Below are 18479 nucleotides of genomic sequence, written 5' to 3'. Positions count from 1 at the left end.
GGTACGGTGTCAGGCATGACTGGCGTGGGTGACGACTCGCACGGCCGCCGCCCTGGCAGGCCGTGGCTTGTCGTCGGATTGCTCCTCGCCGTCGGCGCCACCCTCGCGTTGGTGCTCAGCGACGACCTCCGGTACCTCCGGCTCGGGATCGTCGCGGCGCTCTGGGCTGCCCTGATCGGCGCCTTCCTGGCTGTCCGGGCCCGCAAGAACGCGGCGCACAGCGAGGACGCGGTCGCCGAGGCGCAGGCGGTATACGAACTCGAGCTGGAACGCGAGATCGCGGCCCGGCGGGAGTACGAACTCGAGCTCGAAACGGAAACGCGCGAGGCCGCGCAGGCACAATCGCGGGAAGAATTGGATGCGCTGCGTGCCGAAGTGGCTGCGCTCCGCGAAAGCTTGCAATCGCTGTTCGGCGGCGAGGTGCTGCTCGAACGCGTCGCGCTCACCGCGCAGGCGACCCGGATGCGCTCGCTGAACGACGAGCAGCGGCTCGTTTCGGCCGGTTCGGAAACCAAGAACGGCAATGGCAAGAAACCGGCTCAGCTGCTCGCTCCGAAGAAGCCGGTGGTCGATGTTCCGGAGCGGCCGACCGAATTCATGGACCGGGTGCTCGACTCGGCTCCCGCGGAGCGTCGCCGGACTCCTGCGAACGGGACGGCGAAGACCAATGGCGCCAAGGGGACTTCCGGTGCGAACGGCTCGATCAGCGCTGGGCTGAACGGTTCCGGACCGAATGGTTCCGGGTCGAATGGCGACCGTTCGACTCAGTTGCGTACCCAGCAGATGCCGCGGCTCAAGCCGAAGCGTCCGGAGCCGCCTGCCGAGCCGGAGCCGTTCGAGGACGACGTCGAAGCGGAGAGTCCCGCTCCGCGCGGTGGTCGCGATCCTCGGGCCAACCTGGCGGAGGCGTTCGTGCCCCGCGGCGACTCGGGTCCGCACGAGGGGCGGGCCAGCGTGGCGGATGCCTTCGCTGCGCGTGAGCCGCGGAATGGAGCGCCGGATGCCGGACGGCCCGCTCGTGGTGGTGCGCCGGAGCCGCAGGTCGAGCGTGGGCCTCGGGGCGGTGCGCCGAAGCCGCGCGCTGATCGTGCGCCGGAGCCGTATGAAGCTGAGCGTCGTTCGGCGGGTGAGTCTGGGTCGCACGTCATTCCGGAGCCGTTCGAGCAGGACGGTGCTGGGGCGCGCAATGTGACTGAGCCGTTGCCGCGTGAGGCTGAGCGGGTTCGGGAGCCGCGTGGTCCGCGGCCTCGGCCCCAGAAGGAAGCTGCGGAGGCACCTCGGCGGCCTGAAGCGCAGCCGACCCGGACTGTGGCGCCGGTGAGCAAGCCGGAGCCGGCCAAGGAGGAGCGGCCGGTGCCTCGGTTGGCGGCACGGCCTGCGCCGCAGCGGGAGGAGCGGCCGGAAGCTGCTGAGCAGACTGCTATTTCCCGGCCTGCTGAGCCTGCTCGGCATGCTGAACCTGCTCCTCAGGCGGAGAAAGCGGTGCCGGAGAAGGAAACCGCGGTGGAGTCGCAGAAGCGGGCTCCGTCTCGGTTGGAGCAGTTCTCTCGGTCGGATTTGTCGCCGTTGGCGGAGGACACGCCTACTGGGCGGCATGGGGCTCCTGGGGCGGATGCGGTTAATCCGACGTTGCCTGAGTCGGTTCGCAGTTCGGTGAGCAATGGGACTGGGGGGCGGCGTCGGCGGCCTGAGGGGGAGGCTGTTTCGGCTTCGTCCGGGGGGCGTCGGAGGCGGCCGGACGGGGAGCCGCCTGCTTGGGAGGCTCCTGCTGAGGAGGCTGCCTCGGCTGGGCATCACGCTTCTGGGCGGTCGGTGACTGAATTGCTTGCGGCTAATGGGAAGACGGAGGGGAGTCCTCGGCGTCGGCGTCGGGCTGAGGATTGATCGTTCTGTTTCGGCTCGTCGCCTGGCGGCGACATTGCGCCCTGGCGTGCGTGGGGCACCCCGAAGCTTGATTGTGCTGACGGTCTGGGGTGGCTTGTCAAGGCGGGAAAGATGCCTTGACAAGCCACCCCAGACCGCAGGGGAGCTTCGTATCGGGGTGCGGGGGTGGTGTGGGTGCGCTTCGAGTTGGGTGCATCGGTGGCGGTTTCGTTCGTGGTGGGGCTTGTGCCCCAATGTGGCATTGGGTGCATGCGACGCAACCAATGTGGCGTTCGGTGCGTCTGGCGCACCCAATGTGGCATTGGGGCGCTTCCCGAGCAGGCGTGGGGCGGGCGGGGCGCGCGAGGGTCGTGAGGGGAACCCTCACGGAATCAGATTCCCTCAGGGTGGCCCTCACGTACGCCAAAAGCCGTGAAGGGGTCCTTGAGGGAATCTAGGTCTGTGAAGGAGCCTTTCACCCCGGCGGGTGGTCGTGAGGGGAACCCTGGGGGAATCAGATTCCGTCAGGGTGGCCCTCACGAACTTCTGGGGGGGCGCGAGATGAGGGTCACGAGGTATCGCGCGGAGGGCTGAACCCGGTGCGCCCAACCGGCATCCCTTGGGGGGCCTGCGTATGGTGACCGCTCGTGAACGGCACCCTTTCTGCCACGCCGCCTGGGTCTGCGTCCACGGGCTCTCGTTCGCGGCATATCACCGTGCTCCTTCCGGTGCTCGGGTTGATCGTCGTGGCGTTGTGCGGGCTTTTTCTCTTCGGGCTCGCGACTGCGCGCGTCGGGTGGCTGGCGGTCGCGATCGGGGTGGTCGCTGCGTTGGTGCCGGTCGGCGTGGTGGTTGCCGGGTTGCTCTGGGTTGATCGCTGGGAACCGGAGCCGGCGAAGTTGCTGCTGATTGCTTTCGCTTGGGGCGCTTGCATTGCCACGGTTACCGCGCTGCTGATCAATACCGGGGCCGAGGCGTTCGGTGACCTGCTTCTCGGGGGTGGCAACGGCAGCAAGGTGAGTGCGCTCGTCTCCGCGCCGCTGGTCGAGGAAGCCGCGAAGGGCGTTTTTGTCCTGTTGATCTTCTGGCGGCGCAACGAGGAATTCGACGGGATCGTCGACGGCGTCGTCTACGCGGGGTTCGCGGCCGCTGGGTTCGCCTTCACCGAGAACATCTATTACTTCGGCCGTGCCTTCGCTGACCACGGCTTCGGCAACGGGACCAGCTCCGGCGTGCTTGCCGCTTTCCTCGTGCGTGGGGTGCTTTCGCCGTTCACGCATCCGCTGTTCACCGCTATGACCGGCATCGGATTCGGGATCGCGGCGCGGTACGCGCAGCGGTGGATTCGGATTCTCGCGCCGCTCGCCGGGTATCTCGCCGGGGTCTTCCTGCACGTGCTCTGGAACGCGGCGGCCACGCTCAACGGCGGGAAGTCCTTTCTCACCTTGTACTTCCTCGTGATTTTGCCGCTGCTGATCGCCGCGATCTACGTGATCGTGTTGCAGCGGCGGCGGGAACAGCGGATTGTCGCCGCTGCGTTGCCGAAGATGGCGGCTGCGCGGTGGATCGCGCCGTCGGAGATCGAGTTGCTCGCGAGTCTTCCTGGGCGGCGGCAATGGCGGAAGCAGGCGCGCAAGCAGTCCGGGCGGGCGGCGGCGCGGGCGGTGGGCCGGTATCAGGCGAGCGTGACCGAGCTCGCATTCCTTCGTCGTACTCGGCTGCGCACCGAGCAGGACCGGCAGCGGCAGGAAGAGTTGTTGCAGGCACTGCGGGACGCGCGGGCGGATGCGGTGCGATTGGCGAACAATCGCGACAGTCGGTGAACATTCCCCGTCCGGGGTAGCTCGACCGTGCCAAAAGTGGCGCTCCACCGGGGGATTCGAGGGCATGGCGACCGCGGGAAGCCGAACGCCAATAGGGTACGGGCGCGATTGGACGCCCCGGGTGAAGCTGGTCACCCGGGCACCTCGAGCCAGCCGGGTCGGGGCTACTCTCGCGCCGTCGTCTGGTACCCGCGACGAAAGAGCGGGACTGGAACGAACATGAGGAGTTTCGAGCCATGAGCGTCCACAGGCGCACGCCATGAACCGACCGGCCCGCCTTGCCGTGGGCGTCGTTTCCGCCGGCCGCGTGGGCAGTGTCCTCGGTGCGGCATTGGCCAGGGCAGGCCACACCGTAGTCGCCGCTTCGGGGCTGTCCGCGGCTTCGCTGAACCGCGCGGAACGGCTGCTGCCGGATGTCCCCTTGCTGCCGCCCGACGAGGTCGTGCGGAGAGCGGATCTCGTCTTGCTCGCGTTGCCCGACGACGCGCTCGCCGGCACCGTCCGTGGTCTGGTCGCTACGAATTCGGTACGTGCGGGCCAGATCGTGGTGCACACCTCGGGTGCGCACGGCATCGACGTGCTGGCCCCGGTCGCGGAAGCCGGTGCGCTGCCGCTCGCGCTGCACCCGGTGCTCACCTTTACCGGACGCGAGGAAGATCTGGAACGCCTTGTCGCGGCAAGCATCGGCGTCACCGCGGCGCCGGACGACGACGCGGCGTGGAATGTCGGCGAGGCGCTCGCCGTCGAGATGGGCGCGGAACCGGTGCGGGTTCCCGAATCCGCGCGGGCGCTGTACCACGCGGCGCTGGCGCACGGCGCGAATCACCTGATGACGCTGGTCGCCGACTGCACCGAAACCCTGCGCGGCGCCGGAATCGGGCATCCGGAACGACTCGTCGCACCGCTGCTTTCGGCGGCATTGGACAATGTCCTTCGCCACGGGGACCGCGCCCTCACCGGACCGGTCCCGCGTGGTGATCTCGGCACCGTCCGCAAGCACCTCGACGTGCTCACGGACCGGGCGCCGCAGATCGCCCCGGCCTACCGGGCGCTGGCCCGGCGCACGGCCGAACGGTCCCGCGCGGCGGGCCTGCTCGATCCCGCGGCCGCGGGCGAACTGACCGATCTTCTCGCCGACCCCGCTGAAGGACAGACCCCGTGACGACACCGAAATTCCAGCGCGGAACGCTCAACACGTTCCAGCCGCCCGAGCACATCAGCAAGGTGAGCTGGGGCCTGCGCAGCGTCGGCCGGAAGGTCGCGCTCGTGCCCACCATGGGCGCGCTGCACGACGGCCACCGCGAGTTGCTGCGCCGCGCGAAGCGGCTGCCGAACACCGTCGTCGCCGCGTCGATCTTCGTGAACCCGTTGCAGTTCGGCGAGGGCGAGGACTTCGAGGCGTACCCGCGCCAGCTCGAAGCCGACTTGGCGACATTGTCCGAAGCGGGCGTCGAACTGGCCTTCACGCCGAAGGCTTCGGACCTGTACGCGGACAATGCGATGGTCACCGTGAACCCGGGCCCGCTCGGCGACGAACTCGAGGGAGCTGTGCGGCCCGGGCATTTCTCCGGGGTGCTGACGGTCGTCGCGAAGCTGTTCAACCTGCTGCGCCCGGATTACGCGTTCTTCGGGGAGAAGGACTACCAGCAGCTGGTGCTGATCAAGCGGATGGTGGCGGACCTGAACATCGACACCCGCGTCATCGGGGTGCCGACGGTCCGGGAACGGGACGGTCTCGCGCTGTCCTCGCGCAACGTCTACCTGACGCCGGAACAACGGGAAGACGCCGTGGTGCTGTCGGCCGCTTTGTCGGCCGGGGCGCACGTCGGACGGGACGGGGCTGAGGCCGTGCTGGACATGGCGCGCAAGACGCTCGCGGCCCGTCCCCAGGTGGAAGTGGATTACCTGGAATTGAGGGGAACCGATTTGGGGCCGGCGCCCGTCGACGGAGAGGCGCGGTTGCTGGTCGCGGCCCGGGTGGGGAGTACCCGGCTGATCGACAACGCGGGAGTGCTGCTCGGAAAAGCCGTGGAACATCCGAGCGGGGATCCGGACGCAGGGGAATAGGGAGAGTCCACGATGTATCGCACGATGCTGAAATCGAAGATCCACCGGGCCACGGTGACCCAGGCCGACCTGCACTACGTGGGCTCGGTCACGGTCGACGAGGACCTGATGGAGGCCGCCGATCTGCTCGAGGGCGAGCAGGTGTCCATTGTGGACGTCACGAACGGCGCCCGGCTGGAAACCTACGTCATCACCGGCGAGCGCGGCAGCGGCGTGCTCGGCATCAACGGAGCCGCCGCGCACCTGGTGCACCCGGGCGACCTCGTCATCCTGATCGCCTACGGGCAGATGGACGACGCGGAGGCGCGCGCGTACCGGCCGCGAGTGATCTTTGTGGACGATTACAACCGGATCGTCGAGCGCGGGGATGACCCCGCGCACGCCCCGGACGGATCGGGCCTGCTGAGCGGCACGGTCACGCTGCCCGAAGAGGACACGATGACCTTCCCGGTGGCCGAGACCGCGGACGCACGCCGGCTCGACGCGTTGCTGCACGCCGAAAACTGACCGATCGACGGCGGACGATTCGCGGGCCGCGGTAAGGAAAGACCTCGTTGCTGCTCACTGTCGACGTCGGGAACACCAACATCAATCTCGGTCTCTACCAGGGAACCGAGCTTCTCGGCGACTGGCGGATGCGCACCGACGCGCAGATGACCGCGGACGAACTCGCGCTGACCATGCGGGGCCTGCTCGGCCCGCACGCCGACGCGGTCACCGGGATCAGCGCGCTGTCCACGGTTCCCGCGGTGCTGCGGGAATTGCGGGTGATGCTCGGCCGCTATTACGCGCGGGTGCCGAAGATCGTCGTCGAGCCCGGCGTGCGCACCGGCGTCGCGCTGCTGGTGGACAACCCGAAGGAAGTCGGCGCGGACCGGCTCGTGAACACCCTCGCCGCGCACCATTTGCACGCCACCGCGTGCGTGGTGGTCGATTTCGGCACCTCCACGAACGTCGACGCGATCTCGGCCCGGGGCGAATTCCTCGGCGGGGCGTTCGCCCCGGGCATCGAGATCTCGGTGGACGCGCTCGCCGCCCGCGCGGCCGCGCTGCGGAAGGTGGAACTCGTCCCGCCGCGTTCGGTGATCGGCAAGAACACGGTGGAATGCCTGCAGTCCGGCATTCTGTACGGGTTCGCCGGCCAGGTCGACGGGCTCGTGCGACGGATTGTGCGCGAATTGCAGCACGACAGCGCAGAACCGGTCACGGTGATCGCCACCGGCGGGCTCGCCCCGTTGGTGCTGGGCGAATCCGAGACGATCAAGGAACACGTGCCGGACCTGACGCTGCTCGGCCTGCGGCTGGTGTACGAACGGAATGTGCGTTAGCCGATCTGCTCGGCGAGGTAATCCTCGAAAGTGCGGGCGCCGGTGTCCGCGTCGAGGTTGAGGTTGCCGTCCGCGCGATAGACCTTTCCGGCCGCGCCGGGAATGCGCACCGGCATTTTCGGCCGCCGTCGTCCGCGAGCCCGCAAATACTTGTCGACCAGCTCGCCCATGCCGTACACCTTGGGCCCCGCCAGATCCCGCACCCGTCCGGCCGGGTCGCCGAGCGCCAGCTGCGCGATCCGCTCGGCCACCTCCCGGACGTCGACCGGCTGGAAATTGATCGCGGGAACCGGCACGACCGGCAGTTTCGCCACTGCCTGCACGGCATTGAGACAGAAACCGTGGAACTGGGCGGCGCGGAGGATGGTCGAGGGCACGTCCGACGCGGCGACGAGCTTTTCGGCCTCGTGCTTGCGGCGGAAATAACCCAGCGGCACCACGTCCGCGGCGATCACCGAAATGAAAACCAGGTGGCCGACTCCGGCGCGTTCGGCCGCGCGGACCAGGTTCCCGGTCGCGACGTCGTCGCCCTTCGGACCGCCCGCCAGATGGACGACGACGTCGGCGCCGTCGATCGCGGGAGCCAGTCCTTCGCCGGTCATCAGGTCGCAGGCGAACCGGTCGGGGCCGTTCGCGGTACGGCTGAGGACGCGCACCTTCGCGTCGCCGAGCGCGGGAACGACCAGTGTGCCGAGGGTTCCGGTGCCGCCGGTGACCAAGATCGTCGTCATGACAATTCCTTCCGGGTACAGTGCCGCTGGGCTTGGGCACTGGGGGTGTCCTACTGGGATGAACCCGGCCGTGAAGGAGATGTGACAAGTGGACGACAAAGGCCTGCTCGCGGCTCAATTCGAGGAGCAACGTCCACGGTTGCGCGGAGTCGCTTACCGGATGCTCGGGTCGCTGAGCGAGGCTGACGACGCGGTGCAGGAAGCCTGGCTGCGCGTCGACAGCGCGGACATTTCCGCAGTGCAGAATTTGCCTGCCTGGCTCACGACTGTGGTCGCGCGGGTGTGCCTGAACCTGTTGCGCACGCGCGAACGCCGTCGGGAGGATTCGCTGGACGCGTTCCCGCTCGACCGCGGCGACGACGGCGCGGACCTCGCCGAAGAAGCCCAGCTGGCCGATTCCGTCGGCCTGGCGATGCTGGTAGTGCTCGACGTCCTAGCCCCGGCCGAGCGGATCGCGTTCGTGCTGCACGACATGTTCGCCGTGCCCTTCGAGGACATCGCGCAGATCCTGGACCGCAATCCGGCGGCGGTCCGGCAGCTGGCCAGCCGAGCCCGCCGCCGGGTGCGTGGCGGAGAAGCCGGACCGGCTGATGCGAGCAAGCGGCGTGGGGTCGTCGAGGCGTATCTGGCCGCGGCTCGCGAGGGAGACTTCGCGGGACTGTTGAAGGTGCTCGACCCAGACGTCGTGCTGCACTCGGACACCGGCGCGGCCCCGGTGGTGCTGCGCGGTGTCCGAGCGGTCAGCAAGGGCGCGCTGCTCGCTTCGGAAATGGCGCGCAGCACGCAGGTCGCGGTGGTCGACGGCGTTCCCGGATTGGTGCTCGCCCCGCGCGGCAGGCTGGCCGTGGTTCTCAAGTTCGTTTTCGACGGCGACCTGATTACCGGGATCGACGTGATTTCCGCGCCGGAGCGGCTGCGCGGGCTGGAGATCGCGCTCGGATGAAGCTCAGTGGAACAGTTTCAGCCCGACGACCCCGGCGACAATCAGCACGAGGCAGGTGATCCGGCCGACGGTGAGCGGATCGTTCATCGCGACGATCCCGTACACCGCGGTCCCCACCGCACCGATGCCGACCCACACCGCGTATCCGGTGCCGAGCGGAATTTCGCGCAATGAATACGCGAGGCCGGACATGCTGAGCAGCAGCGCGCCGCCGAACAGCACGCTCGGCCAGAGCCTGCTGAAGCCTTTCGAGGCGCCGAGCGCCGCGGCCCACACGGTTTCGAGAAATCCGGAAACAACGAGAACGAGCCAGGCCATGATCGAGAACCTTTCGCAGTGACGGATGCGTTCACTGCGCCGTCTTGTCGTCACCGGGTACGACGCGCTCGTCCGGGGCGGGAGCACCGCCGCTTCCGAAATTAGCACTCCGGGCCCGCGGCGAGGTGGTGATTTCGGTCGCCGCTCAGCCCCGGCGAGCCCGCATAACCGTCGTGACCAGTGGATAGTCGAATTCGCCTGTTCCCGTCTCCGGAACTGATTCCAGGTACTCCCTGGCTCGCGCGAGCGTCCGGTCGCGGTCCGGCTCCGAAGCGACGAGCAGATGCGAATGCGTGGCCACGGTCGCCAGCAGCGAATCGATCGAGCGCCGGTGCGTGTGGGCGAACCGGTCCTGTTCGAACGGGCCGAAGCCGTCCGCGCGCAGCGGTTGCGCCGAATCGGCGAACCCGCGGCTGATGCCCGTGCGGACCAGCCGGGCGAATTCGAGCACCCACGGCACGGATTCGTCGTCGTGATTCCACAGCGCCACGACGGCCCCTCCCGGCCGCAGCACCCGGCGGATCTGCGCGAACGCCGGCGCCAAATCGAACCAGTGCAGGGCCTGTCCGACGAACACCGCGTCCACCGACGCGTCCGGCAGCGGAATGTCCTCGGCCTTGCCGAGCAGCGCGGGAACGTCCGGCAGCCGCCGGGACAGTTCGGCGAGCATGTCCGGATCGGGCTCCACCGCGGTCACCGAGCGGCCGAGGCCGGCCAGTCCCTCGGTGAGTTTTCCGGTGCCCGCCGCGAGGTCCAGCACCTCGCGTACCGGTCGATTTGCTCCGGACATCCCCCATTCGAGTGCGGCCAGGGGATAGTCCGGCCGGTGCCGGGCGTAGGCGCCCGCCTGGTCGCCGAACGAAGAAGCCCGCCGGGCGTGCAGTTCCGCATCAGTGCCGGGATCGCTCACGAGTAACCACCCTAATACCGTGAGTGCCCCGGTAGGGGAATCCGGTTGACGCGGTTCACCAGCGGCTTCGTACGCTATGGCCATGACCGAATTCCCCGCGTCCGACGCACTGCCCGATGACGACCTGCCCGAACAGATGCGGGTGCGCCGGGACAAGCGCGACCGGATAATCGCGGAGGGCGCCGATCCTTACCCGGTAGAGGTTCCGCGTACGCACACTCTCGCGCAGATCCGTGCCGAACATTCCGGTCTCGAAGCCGACACCAGCACCGGTCAGTCGGTCGGCGTCACCGGTCGCGTCATGTTTCTCCGCAATACGGGCAAACTGTGTTTCGCCACTCTTCGTGAGGGCGACGGCACGGAACTGCAGGCGATGCTGAGTCTCGCGCAGGTCGGCGCCGAGTCGCTCGCCTCGTGGAAGTCCACTGTCGATCTCGGCGACCACGTATTCGTGCACGGCGAGGTGATCACCTCGAAGCGCGGCGAGCTTTCCGTGCTGGCCGACAGCTGGCAGATCGCGGCGAAGTCGCTGCGCCCGCTGCCGGTGGCGTTCAAGGAGCTGGCCGAGGAAACGCGAATCCGGCAGCGTTATGTCGATCTGATTATGCGGCCGAAGGCGCGCGACGTGGTGCGCACGCGCTCCGGCGTGATGCGTTCGCTGCGGGAGTCGTTCCACCGCCGGGGATTCACCGAGGTCGAGACGCCGATGCTGCAGACGCTGCACGGCGGAGCGGCGGCCCGGCCGTTCGTCACGCATTCCAATGCCTTCGACCTCGAGCTGTTCCTGCGCATCGCGCCGGAGCTGTACCTCAAGCGCTGTGTGGTCGGCGGCATCGAGAAGGTTTTCGAGATCAACCGGAACTTCCGCAACGAGGGCAGCGACTCCTCGCACTCGCCGGAGTTCGCGATGCTGGAGTACTACGAGGCGTACGCCACTTACGACACGAATGCCGTGATGACGCGCGAACTCATCCAGGAGGCCGCGGAGAACGTGCTCGGCACCCAGGTCGTCACTCTCGCCGACGGAACCGAGTACGACCTTTCCGGCGAATGGACGACACTCGGCATGTACGAGTCGCTCTCGGAAGCGCTCGGCGAGGAAGTGACGCCGGATACTCCCGCCGAAGCACTGCACAAGATCGCCGCGGCGCGCGAGATTGAGGTGGATCCCAAGCTAGCGCACGGCAAACTCGTTGAGGAACTGTGGGAACATCTCGTCGGCGACGGACTGCACGCCCCCACATTTGTCCGCGATTTCCCGCTCGAGACGTCTCCGCTCACCCGGCAGCACCGCACCCGCGCGGGCGTGGCCGAGAAGTGGGACCTGTACGTGCGCGGATTCGAACTCGCCACCGGATACTCCGAGCTGGTGGATCCGGTCGTGGAACGGCAGCGGCTCACCGAACAGGCGCGGCTCGCCGCTGCCGGGGATAGCGAGGCCATGCGTCTCGACGAGGATTTCCTCCGCGCGCTCGAGTACGGAATGCCGCCGAGCGGCGGGGTCGGAATGGGGATCGACCGGCTGCTCATGGCACTGACCGGGCTCGGTATCCGGGAGACGATCCTCTTCCCGCTCGTACGCCCTGAATAGGCCGCGGCCCCGTCGCACGGTCGGATTTTCTCAATGCGGATTTGCCTACGGCGGGGCAAGCGGGTATTAATATGGGTGTCAAAGACTTCTGTAGCTCGGGGCTTGCCCCGAAACCAGATCATGTAGCCAGATCATTCGGGCAAGCCCCGCAGGAGGAATCAGATGGCACAGAAGGTGCTGGTCTCTCTGGTCGACGACCTCGACGGCAGTGAGGCGGAAGAGACCGTTGAGTTCGGTTTGGACGGTGTGAGCTACCAGATCGACCTGTCGAGCGAAAACGCCGAGGAACTGCGGGACGCGCTGGCGCAGTATGTCGAGCACGCGCGCCGCGCCGGCGGCCGCAAGCGCGCGCCGCTGCGTCCGGTCGCTGGCGGCAAGTCCCCGGCCCGCCCGGCCGCGGTCGACCGCGAGCAGAACCAGGCGATTCGCGCGTGGGCCCGCAAGAACGGTTTCCAGGTTTCCGACCGCGGGCGCATCCCGTCGGAGGTCGTCGAGGCTTACCACAAGAAGAACTGACCGGGCATTTCCGGAACTCGCGGATGCGGTCCTCCGGTTAGCGAACCGGAGACCCCCCTTCGCGGACTGCCTGCCAAACGGCCGTCGGGAACATTCCCGGCGGCCGTTTGGCGTTCCGGATTAGTTTCCCGGCTTTGCGCCGTCCGGCGCGCCCGACATCAGCCGGCGAGCGGAGCGCGCGTACTCCGCGGGAGGCGCTCCGGTCACCGCGCGGAAATCGCGGATGAAGTGAGGTTGGTCGCTATAGCCCAGCCGAGTCGCCAGATCTGCGTAATCCGGCGGGATCGGTGCGGCGAGCAACCGAGCGGCTTCGTTGAGGCGGTAAATCCGGATCGCCCACTTCGGCGTTGTTCCGACGTGCTCGGCGAACAACCGCTGCACCGCCCGGACGGACAGTCCGAGTGCTGCCGCCAGTTCCGCGACCTTGGTGATCCCGGGATCCGCGGCGATTGTTTCCACCGCGTCGGCGGCCGCTCGGGTCGCTCGCGGAATGGGACGGCGGCGTGCGATCAGCAAGTTGTCGATTGCATTGATCATTTCCGCGTCGGTCCGCGCATTCCGGATGGATTTTTCCGCGAGCGCGGCGTCCGGCCCGAAGACCTCGGCCACGTCCGCCGCGCGATCGGCGAGGGTGCGCACCGGGGCGTCGAGGAACGGGCGGAAACAGCCGGGCCGGATCCTCGCCCCGATCCCGTGCACGCGTCCGGTGAGCCGGTGCGTGAAAAGCTGGTGCGCCGGACCGTAAACCCCGCACGCGCCGGGAAAGAACGTCACGTGCACCGACAGATTCGGCAGCACGTGCTGGTCGTGGGGTTCGGTCAGGTCCCAGCGCAGGATCCAGTGGTGTTCCACGAATTCGCGCAGTTCCGGGGCGGGCGGATGCCGGGTCAGCGTGAACTTGGTGCGAGCCGTCCGCTCGTTCAGGATGCCGCTCGGGATCCGCCGCATGGCTGAAAACAGTAGTGCGTCGCGTAATTTCAAGACGGCCGCCGAACCCGGGTGGTTGGCTCGGGAGCATGTCGAATCACTCCGGACTGCTCGCCCCGGCCGCCGCCGAACTGCGGCGCGTCGCGGCGGCCGCCCCGTCGCTGACCGCGCCCACCGCGTGCGCCGACTACGACGTTCGCGGCCTCCTCAACCACCTTCTCTACTGGGGCCCGTGGCTCGCCGCCGCGATCCGGCACGAGCCTTACGAACCGCCCGCGCCGACCGAAGCCGAGGCATCCCTCGTCGGCGACGACTGGCCGAAGGCGTTGGAAGCGATGACCGACGACGTGCTCGCCGCGCTCGCGCCGGCGGAGGCGTGGACCGGCACCATCACCTTCGGCGGTTCCGAGTTGCCCGCCGCGGTCGTCGGAGACATGGTGCTCGGCGAACTCGTCCTGCACGCCTGGGACCTGACGCGAGCGAGCGGCACTGAGCTGAACTGTCCGGACGAAACTGCCGAGGTGGTCCTCGCGTTCGCGGCGGGGATGGGCGAGGGGGCCCGCAAGGGCGGCGTCTTCGGCCCGGAAGTCGCGGTGCCGGAAACCGCGCCGGTGCTGCATCGGGCGCTGGGCGCGACGGGCCGGGACCCCTACGCCTGAAATTTCACTCGATGGAGATCATCGGGGACAGGTGCGCGGGCAGCTGTCGCATTCCGCCTCGCCGGGTAGGAGATAGGAGAAGCAACAGCTCTCCCGGCGGCGCTCCCAAACCCGGTGTCCGTCGTCGTTGACCGCCATTCGCAAGGTGGACGCCGAGGTCAGCGGGCGGTACTGCGCGTCGAGCACCAGCGCGGCATCCGCGACGCCAGCGCCTTCGGACTCGGCTGTCCCGCCTTGCCGGCCAACCCGCCACAGCGCGCCGTCCAGTGCGTCTGTGGCGGCCGCCCAGAGCATGCGGCGGCCGAGCCGGGTGCCGGGGGCGTAGGCGCGGACGAAGCGGGCAGCGTGGCCGACGAACTGCGCGCGCAGCACCGCGGCCAGCGCGCGCTCGTCGCGGACGACGGTCGCCTCGGGGCGGACGCCGCCCGGGTCGGTGGGCAGGCAGTAGAAGGCGTCGCTGAGCACGGCCATGCCCTCGGGATGCGGCCGGTCGGGGCCGAGGCCGAACGCGAGCTGCTCCGGCTTCAGCGACGGCACCCGGCGCTCGTGGTGCAGCAGCAGCGCGCCCGCGTAAGCGGGGACGTACAGGTACCAAGACATCACGTAGCTGGCCGCCGTGCGCGCGGGCGCCGCGCCGTGCTGGTCGAGGAGCCAGTCGGTCAGCCGGGACCGCCACTCGGCGAACAGCTCGGGCTGTTCCAGGAGGTCAGCGCAGCGGAACCAGTCCTCGGGGACGTCGCGGCGCAGTTCGTACCGGGCGCTGGTGCGCAGCAGGGAGGACGCGAGACCGTCGCCGATCTCGCGGGCGTCGTCGCGTGAGCGCTGCGGGTTCACCGGTCCACCCCCTGTTCTGCCTGCATTAGGTGTGCCTAACTTTACATACGGCGCGGGATTGCGCCAATCGGGTGGCCAAGGGGTGAGACCACCCGGACGCGCGGGGGTGTTCGCGCTGAGCGGACAGGGGCGCCGGGGCGGAATCCTGATCCGGTCCCGTACGTTCGAGAGGGAGTAAAGGTGCAGCGCAACCGGATGAGCAGCGGTGACCGACCGGGTCGCCGTCCGGGTGCGAACGGGCCGCCGGAAGCCGTAGTGGTACGCAAGCGCGACCGCTTGGCTACTAGAGTGGTCTCACGGTGCTGTCCGCCGCGGACGCGATCCGCGGAGGTTACGGGCCGCCGACGCAGCAGTCGAGGGAGTGCGCATGTTTGAGAGGTTCACCGACCGCGCGAGGCGGGTGGTCGTCCTGGCCCAAGAAGAGGCCCGGATGCTCAACCACAACTACATCGGCACCGAGCACATCCTCCTGGGTCTGATCCACGAGGGTGAGGGTGTCGCCGCCAAGGCGCTGGAGTCGCTGGGCATCGCCCTCGAGGGCGTGCGCCAGCAGGTCGAGGAGATCATCGGCCAGGGCCAGCAGGCGCCGAGCGGGCACATCCCGTTCACGCCGCGGGCGAAGAAGGTGCTGGAGCTGTCGCTGCGCGAGGCGCTGCAGCTCGGCCACAACTACATCGGCACGGAGCACATCCTGCTCGGCCTGATCCGCGAGGGCGAGGGCGTCGCCGCCCAGGTGCTCGTGAAGCTGGGCGCGGACCTCAACCGGGTCCGCCAGCAGGTGCTGCAGCTCCTGTCGGGCTACCAGACCGGCGAGAAGTCCGCCGAGAGCGGTTCCGGCCGCGGCGAGGGCACGCCGTCCTCCTCGCTGGTGCTCGACCAGTTCGGCCGCAACATGACCGTGCTCGCCCGCGAGGGCAAGCTCGACCCGGTCATCGGGCGCGGCAAGGAGATCGAGCGGGTCATGCAGGTGCTGTCCCGCCGGACCAAGAACAACCCGGTGCTCATCGGCGAGCCCGGCGTCGGCAAGACCGCCGTCGTCGAGGGGCTCGCGCAGAGCATCGTCAAGGGCGAGGTGCCCGAGACGCTCAAGGACAAGCAGCTCTACACCCTCGACCTCGGCTCGCTGGTCGCCGGTTCGCGGTACCGCGGTGACTTCGAAGAGCGCCTGAAGAAGGTGCTCAAGGAGATCAAGACCCGCGGCGACATCATCCTGTTCATCGACGAGCTGCACACGCTCGTCGGCGCGGGCGCGGCCGAGGGCGCGATCGACGCGGCGTCGATCCTGAAGCCGATGCTGGCCCGCGGCGAGCTGCAGACGATCGGCGCGACCACGCTCGAGGAGTACCGCAAGTACATCGAGAAGGACGCCGCGCTGGAGCGCCGCTTCCAGCCGATCCAGGTGGGCGAGCCGTCGCTCGAGCACACGATCGAGATCCTGAAGGGCCTGCGCGACCGGTACGAGGCGCACCACCGCGTCTCGATCACCGACTCGGCGCTGGTCGCGGCCGCGACGCTGGCCGACCGCTACATCAACGACCGGTTCCTGCCGGACAAGGCGATCGACCTGATCGACGAGGCCGGGGCCCGGATGCGCATCCGCCGGATGACCGCTCCGCCGGACCTGCGCGAGTTCGACGAGAAGATCGCCGACGTGCGCCGGGACAAGGAGTCCGCGATCGACGCGCAGGACTTCGAGCGGGCCGCGCGCCTTCGCGACGAGGAGAAGCAGCTCCTCGGCCAGAAGGGCGAGCGCGAGAAGCAGTGGAAGGACGGCGACCTCGACGTCGTCGCCGAGGTGGACGACGAGCAGATCGCGGAGGTGCTGGCCAACTGGACCGGCATCCCGGTGTTCAAGCTCACCGAGGAGGAGACCACCCGGCTGCTGCGCATGGAGGACGAGCTCCACAAGCGCATCATCGGCCAGGAGGACGCGGTCAAGGCCGTCTCCCAGGCGATCCGGCGTACGCGTGCGGGTCTGAAGGACCCGAAGCGCCCGTCCGGTTCGTTCATCTTCGCCGGCCCGTCCGGTGTCGGTAAGACCGAGCTGTCGAAGGCGCTGGCGTCCTTCCTGTTCGGCGAGGACGACGCGCTCATCCAGATCGACATGGGCGAATTCCACGACCGCTACACCGCTTCGCGGCTCTTCGGCGCCCCTCCGGGCTACGTCGGCTACGAAGAGGGCGGGCAGCTGACCGAGAAGGTGCGGCGCAAGCCGTTCTCGGTGGTGCTTTTCGACGAGATCGAAAAGGCGCACCAGGAGATCTACAACACCCTCCTGCAGGTGCTCGAAGACGGCCGCCTCACCGACGGTCAGGGCCGCACGGTCGACTTCAAGAACACCGTGCTGATCTTCACCTCGAACCTGGGCACCTCGGACATCTCGAAGTCCGTGAGCCTCGGCTTCTCCTCCGGAGCGGATTCGACGAACCGCTACGAGAAGATGAAGCAGAAGGTCAACGAGGAAATGAAGAAGCATTTCCGCCCGGAGTTCCTGAACCGGATCGACGACATCATCGTCTTCCACCAGCTCAACCAGGAACAGATCATCCAGATGGTGGATCTGATGATCGGCCGGGTCGAGACGCAGCTCAAGGCCAAGGACATGGAGATCGAGCTCACCGAAAAGGCGAAGGCGCTGCTGGCCAAGCGCGGCTTCGACCCGGTGCTCGGCGCCCGGCCGCTGCGTCGCACGATCCAGCGCGAGATCGAGGACCAGCTGTCGGAGAAGATCCTCTTCGGCGAGGTCGAAGCGGGTCAGATCATCGTGGTCGACGTCGAGGGCTGGAGCGGCAACCCGGAGGACCGCGACGACGAGGCGCACTTCACCTTCCGCGGGGAGAAGCGTCCGTCCTCGGTTCCCGACGCTCCGCCGGTGAGCATCGGCGCCGCCGAGAACGGCGAAGCCGAGAACGAGTGAGTTAAGCAAGGAAAAGGGCGGCTCCCAGGTTTGGGGGCCGCCCTTTTCTCTATTGTCGGGTTATGGGGTCTTCTTCGAGAATCTCGCGGCACGCCACGGCGAGCACCGGTCTTTCGCTGCTGAGCGACCGGCAGCTCACCGAACGGCTGGAATCCGCCGAGGTGCTGTCGGAAGGAATCGGCGGCACCGGTGCCCGGCTGGATGTCGACGGAGTCCCAGTCTTCGCGAAGCGGGTGCCGCTCACCGCACTGGAGCGGCAGCACCCGCATTCGACGGCCAATCTCTATGGCCTGCCTGCCTTTTGCCATTACGGCCTAGGTTCGCCGGAGGGCTCGGCATGGCGGGAACTGGCGCTGCACACCATGGCGAACGGCTGGGTCCTCAGTGGCGCGTGCGAGAACTTCCCACTGCTGCACCATTGGCGGATCCTGCCGGTCCCCTCGGGCCGGGTGCCAGACCGTCCGTTGGAAGAAGATGTCGAGTACTGGGGCGGTTCCGCCGCGGTCCGCAGGCGGCTAATGGAATTGCGGGACGCGTCGTCGAGTGTTGTTTTGTTCTGCGAGTATTTCCCGACCAATGTGCATCGGTGGCTGCCTGGCCAACTGGATCAGATCGAGCGCCTTGCCGGGAAGGTCGCCGAGACGCTCTCGTTCCTTCGTGCACAGGGAGTTCTGCACTTCGACAACCACTTCGAGAACTTCCTGACCGACGGCGACCGGTTCGTCCTCACCGATTTCGGCTTGTCCTTCGCGCGCCGGTTCGATCTGACCGCGGAGGAGGTGGCGTTCGCAGAGCTGAACGCGGGGCATGACCGGGCTTATGGGTCGATGTATCTGGTGAACTGGCTGGTGACCGAGGTGTGCGGGACTTGGGACCGAGGGAGCCGCCTGACCGCGGTCCGCCGCGCGGCTGCCGGGGAGCTTTCGTTGCCCTCGCCGGTCGCTGAGGTAGTGGCTCGCCATGCCGCGGTGGCGGTGGAGATGAACGCCTTTTACGGGCGGTTGCTGGAGGACCGGGAGACGCCTTTTCCGGCGGAGGTTTTCGAGGGGTAG

General features: G+C 68.1%; 17 protein-coding genes and 1 riboswitch. Of the genes, 12 read left to right on the top strand and 5 right to left on the bottom strand.

What is annotated here, in order from left to right:
- Window positions 1-15: 15 nt before the first annotated feature.
- The 6 genes from PUT80_RS26745 (at window position 16) to PUT80_RS26720 (ending at window position 7081) form a co-directional block, all read left to right on the top strand.
- A complete protein-coding gene (locus PUT80_RS26745; protein WP_275293887.1) occupies window positions 16-1884 on the top strand; it encodes a DUF6779 domain-containing protein in 1869 nt (622 codons plus the stop codon).
- A 695-nt stretch (window positions 1885-2579) separates the two neighbouring features.
- A complete protein-coding gene (locus PUT80_RS26740; protein WP_275293886.1) occupies window positions 2580-3686 on the top strand; it encodes a PrsW family intramembrane metalloprotease in 1107 nt (368 codons plus the stop codon).
- Between the two features lie 259 nt (window positions 3687-3945).
- Window positions 3946-4848, top strand: coding sequence for a DUF2520 domain-containing protein (locus tag PUT80_RS26735; RefSeq protein ID WP_037808267.1), 903 nt, complete (start codon window positions 3946-3948; stop codon window positions 4846-4848).
- Complete coding sequence (gene panC / locus PUT80_RS26730; protein ID WP_037808266.1) at window positions 4845-5753, top strand: pantoate--beta-alanine ligase; 909 nt, start codon at window positions 4845-4847, stop codon at window positions 5751-5753. Before PUT80_RS26735 ends, panC begins: the two co-directional genes overlap by 4 nt.
- A 12-nt stretch (window positions 5754-5765) precedes the next feature.
- The gene (gene panD, locus PUT80_RS26725; RefSeq protein WP_043827144.1) at window positions 5766-6260 is read left to right on the top strand and encodes an aspartate 1-decarboxylase; all 495 of its coding nucleotides are present in this window, start codon (window positions 5766-5768) and stop codon (window positions 6258-6260) included.
- A 47-nt stretch (window positions 6261-6307) separates the two neighbouring features.
- On the top strand, window positions 6308-7081 hold the full coding sequence (locus PUT80_RS26720) for a type III pantothenate kinase (protein ID WP_037808260.1): 774 nt from the start codon (window positions 6308-6310) through the stop codon (window positions 7079-7081).
- Here the strand turns inward: PUT80_RS26720 and PUT80_RS26715 are convergent.
- A complete protein-coding gene (locus PUT80_RS26715) occupies window positions 7078-7812 on the bottom strand; it encodes an NAD(P)H-binding protein (RefSeq protein ID WP_275293885.1) in 735 nt (244 codons plus the stop codon). The genes PUT80_RS26720 and PUT80_RS26715 overlap by 4 nt on opposite strands.
- A gap of 88 nt (window positions 7813-7900) precedes the next feature.
- On the opposite strand from PUT80_RS26715, the gene PUT80_RS26710 reads away from it, so the two are divergent.
- Window positions 7901-8755, top strand: coding sequence for a sigma-70 family RNA polymerase sigma factor (locus PUT80_RS26710; RefSeq protein ID WP_275293884.1), 855 nt, complete (start codon window positions 7901-7903; stop codon window positions 8753-8755).
- A 3-nt stretch (window positions 8756-8758) separates the two neighbouring features.
- Here the strand turns inward: PUT80_RS26710 and PUT80_RS26705 are convergent, their stop codons facing one another.
- Window positions 8759-9073: an SMR family transporter gene (locus PUT80_RS26705; RefSeq protein ID WP_037808251.1), complete on the bottom strand. Its 315-nt coding sequence runs from the start codon at window positions 9071-9073 to the stop codon at window positions 8759-8761.
- A 33-nt stretch (window positions 9074-9106) separates the two neighbouring features.
- Window positions 9107-9169: riboswitch (guanidine-III (ykkC-III) riboswitch) on the bottom strand.
- Between the two features lie 49 nt (window positions 9170-9218).
- Window positions 9219-9983 (bottom strand): class I SAM-dependent methyltransferase, encoded by a 765-nt coding sequence (locus PUT80_RS26700; RefSeq protein ID WP_275293883.1) that lies wholly within the window; start codon window positions 9981-9983, stop codon window positions 9219-9221.
- 82 nt (window positions 9984-10065) lie between these two features.
- On the opposite strand from PUT80_RS26700, the gene lysS reads away from it, so the two are divergent.
- Window positions 10066-11574 carry a lysine--tRNA ligase gene (gene lysS, locus PUT80_RS26695; protein WP_134728478.1) on the top strand — a complete coding sequence of 503 codons (1509 nt, stop codon included), beginning with the start codon at window positions 10066-10068 and terminating at the stop codon, window positions 11572-11574.
- 162 nt (window positions 11575-11736) lie between these two features.
- On the top strand, window positions 11737-12090 hold the full coding sequence (locus PUT80_RS26690; protein ID WP_037354752.1) for an Lsr2 family protein: 354 nt from the start codon (window positions 11737-11739) through the stop codon (window positions 12088-12090).
- 120 nt (window positions 12091-12210) lie between these two features.
- Here PUT80_RS26690 and PUT80_RS26685 read toward each other — a convergent pair whose 3' ends face one another.
- Complete coding sequence (locus PUT80_RS26685) at window positions 12211-13038, bottom strand: AraC family transcriptional regulator (protein WP_238603966.1); 828 nt, start codon at window positions 13036-13038, stop codon at window positions 12211-12213.
- Window positions 13039-13106: 68 nt separating this feature from the next.
- On the opposite strand from PUT80_RS26685, the gene PUT80_RS26680 reads away from it, so the two are divergent.
- Window positions 13107-13676: a TIGR03086 family metal-binding protein gene (locus PUT80_RS26680; RefSeq protein ID WP_275293882.1), complete on the top strand. Its 570-nt coding sequence runs from the start codon at window positions 13107-13109 to the stop codon at window positions 13674-13676.
- 18 nt (window positions 13677-13694) lie between these two features.
- Here the strand turns inward: PUT80_RS26680 and PUT80_RS26675 are convergent, their stop codons facing one another.
- Window positions 13695-14510 (bottom strand): (2Fe-2S)-binding protein, encoded by an 816-nt coding sequence (locus PUT80_RS26675; RefSeq protein WP_275293881.1) that lies wholly within the window; start codon window positions 14508-14510, stop codon window positions 13695-13697.
- A 367-nt stretch (window positions 14511-14877) separates the two neighbouring features.
- Between PUT80_RS26675 and PUT80_RS26670 the strand changes: the two genes are divergently transcribed.
- Window positions 14878-17427: an ATP-dependent Clp protease ATP-binding subunit gene (locus PUT80_RS26670; protein WP_037808241.1), complete on the top strand. Its 2550-nt coding sequence runs from the start codon at window positions 14878-14880 to the stop codon at window positions 17425-17427.
- Window positions 17428-17489: 62 nt separating this feature from the next.
- The gene (locus tag PUT80_RS26665; protein WP_275293880.1) at window positions 17490-18479 is read left to right on the top strand and encodes a hypothetical protein; all 990 of its coding nucleotides are present in this window, start codon (window positions 17490-17492) and stop codon (window positions 18477-18479) included.

The organism is Amycolatopsis sp. La24 (genome assembly GCF_029087445.1).
GTDB classification, from domain to species: domain Bacteria; phylum Actinomycetota; class Actinomycetes; order Mycobacteriales; family Pseudonocardiaceae; genus Amycolatopsis; species Amycolatopsis nivea.
Note: the sequence above shows the minus strand (reverse complement) of the source record. Positions and strands in the feature narration are given on the sequence as shown.

What these genes read in the sequence shown, in the direction of transcription:
- PUT80_RS26705 (WP_037808251.1), bottom strand. Translation starts at nt 9,073, where the DNA reads ATGGCCTGGCTCGTTCTCGTTGTTTCCGGATTTCTCGAAACCGTGTGG.
- PUT80_RS26745 (WP_275293887.1), top strand. Translation starts at nt 16, where the DNA reads ATGACTGGCGTGGGTGACGACTCGCACGGCCGCCGCCCTGGCAGGCCG.
- PUT80_RS26715 (WP_275293885.1), bottom strand. Translation starts at nt 7,812, where the DNA reads ATGACGACGATCTTGGTCACCGGCGGCACCGGAACCCTCGGCACACTG.
- PUT80_RS26690 (WP_037354752.1), top strand. Translation starts at nt 11,737, where the DNA reads ATGGCACAGAAGGTGCTGGTCTCTCTGGTCGACGACCTCGACGGCAGT.
- PUT80_RS26670 (WP_037808241.1), top strand. Translation starts at nt 14,878, where the DNA reads ATGTTTGAGAGGTTCACCGACCGCGCGAGGCGGGTGGTCGTCCTGGCC.
- panD (WP_043827144.1), top strand. Translation starts at nt 5,766, where the DNA reads ATGTATCGCACGATGCTGAAATCGAAGATCCACCGGGCCACGGTGACC.
- lysS (WP_134728478.1), top strand. Translation starts at nt 10,066, where the DNA reads ATGACCGAATTCCCCGCGTCCGACGCACTGCCCGATGACGACCTGCCC.
- PUT80_RS26735 (WP_037808267.1), top strand. Translation starts at nt 3,946, where the DNA reads ATGAACCGACCGGCCCGCCTTGCCGTGGGCGTCGTTTCCGCCGGCCGC.
- PUT80_RS26665 (WP_275293880.1), top strand. Translation starts at nt 17,490, where the DNA reads ATGGGGTCTTCTTCGAGAATCTCGCGGCACGCCACGGCGAGCACCGGT.
- PUT80_RS26680 (WP_275293882.1), top strand. Translation starts at nt 13,107, where the DNA reads ATGTCGAATCACTCCGGACTGCTCGCCCCGGCCGCCGCCGAACTGCGG.
- PUT80_RS26685 (WP_238603966.1), bottom strand. Translation starts at nt 13,038, where the DNA reads ATGCGGCGGATCCCGAGCGGCATCCTGAACGAGCGGACGGCTCGCACC.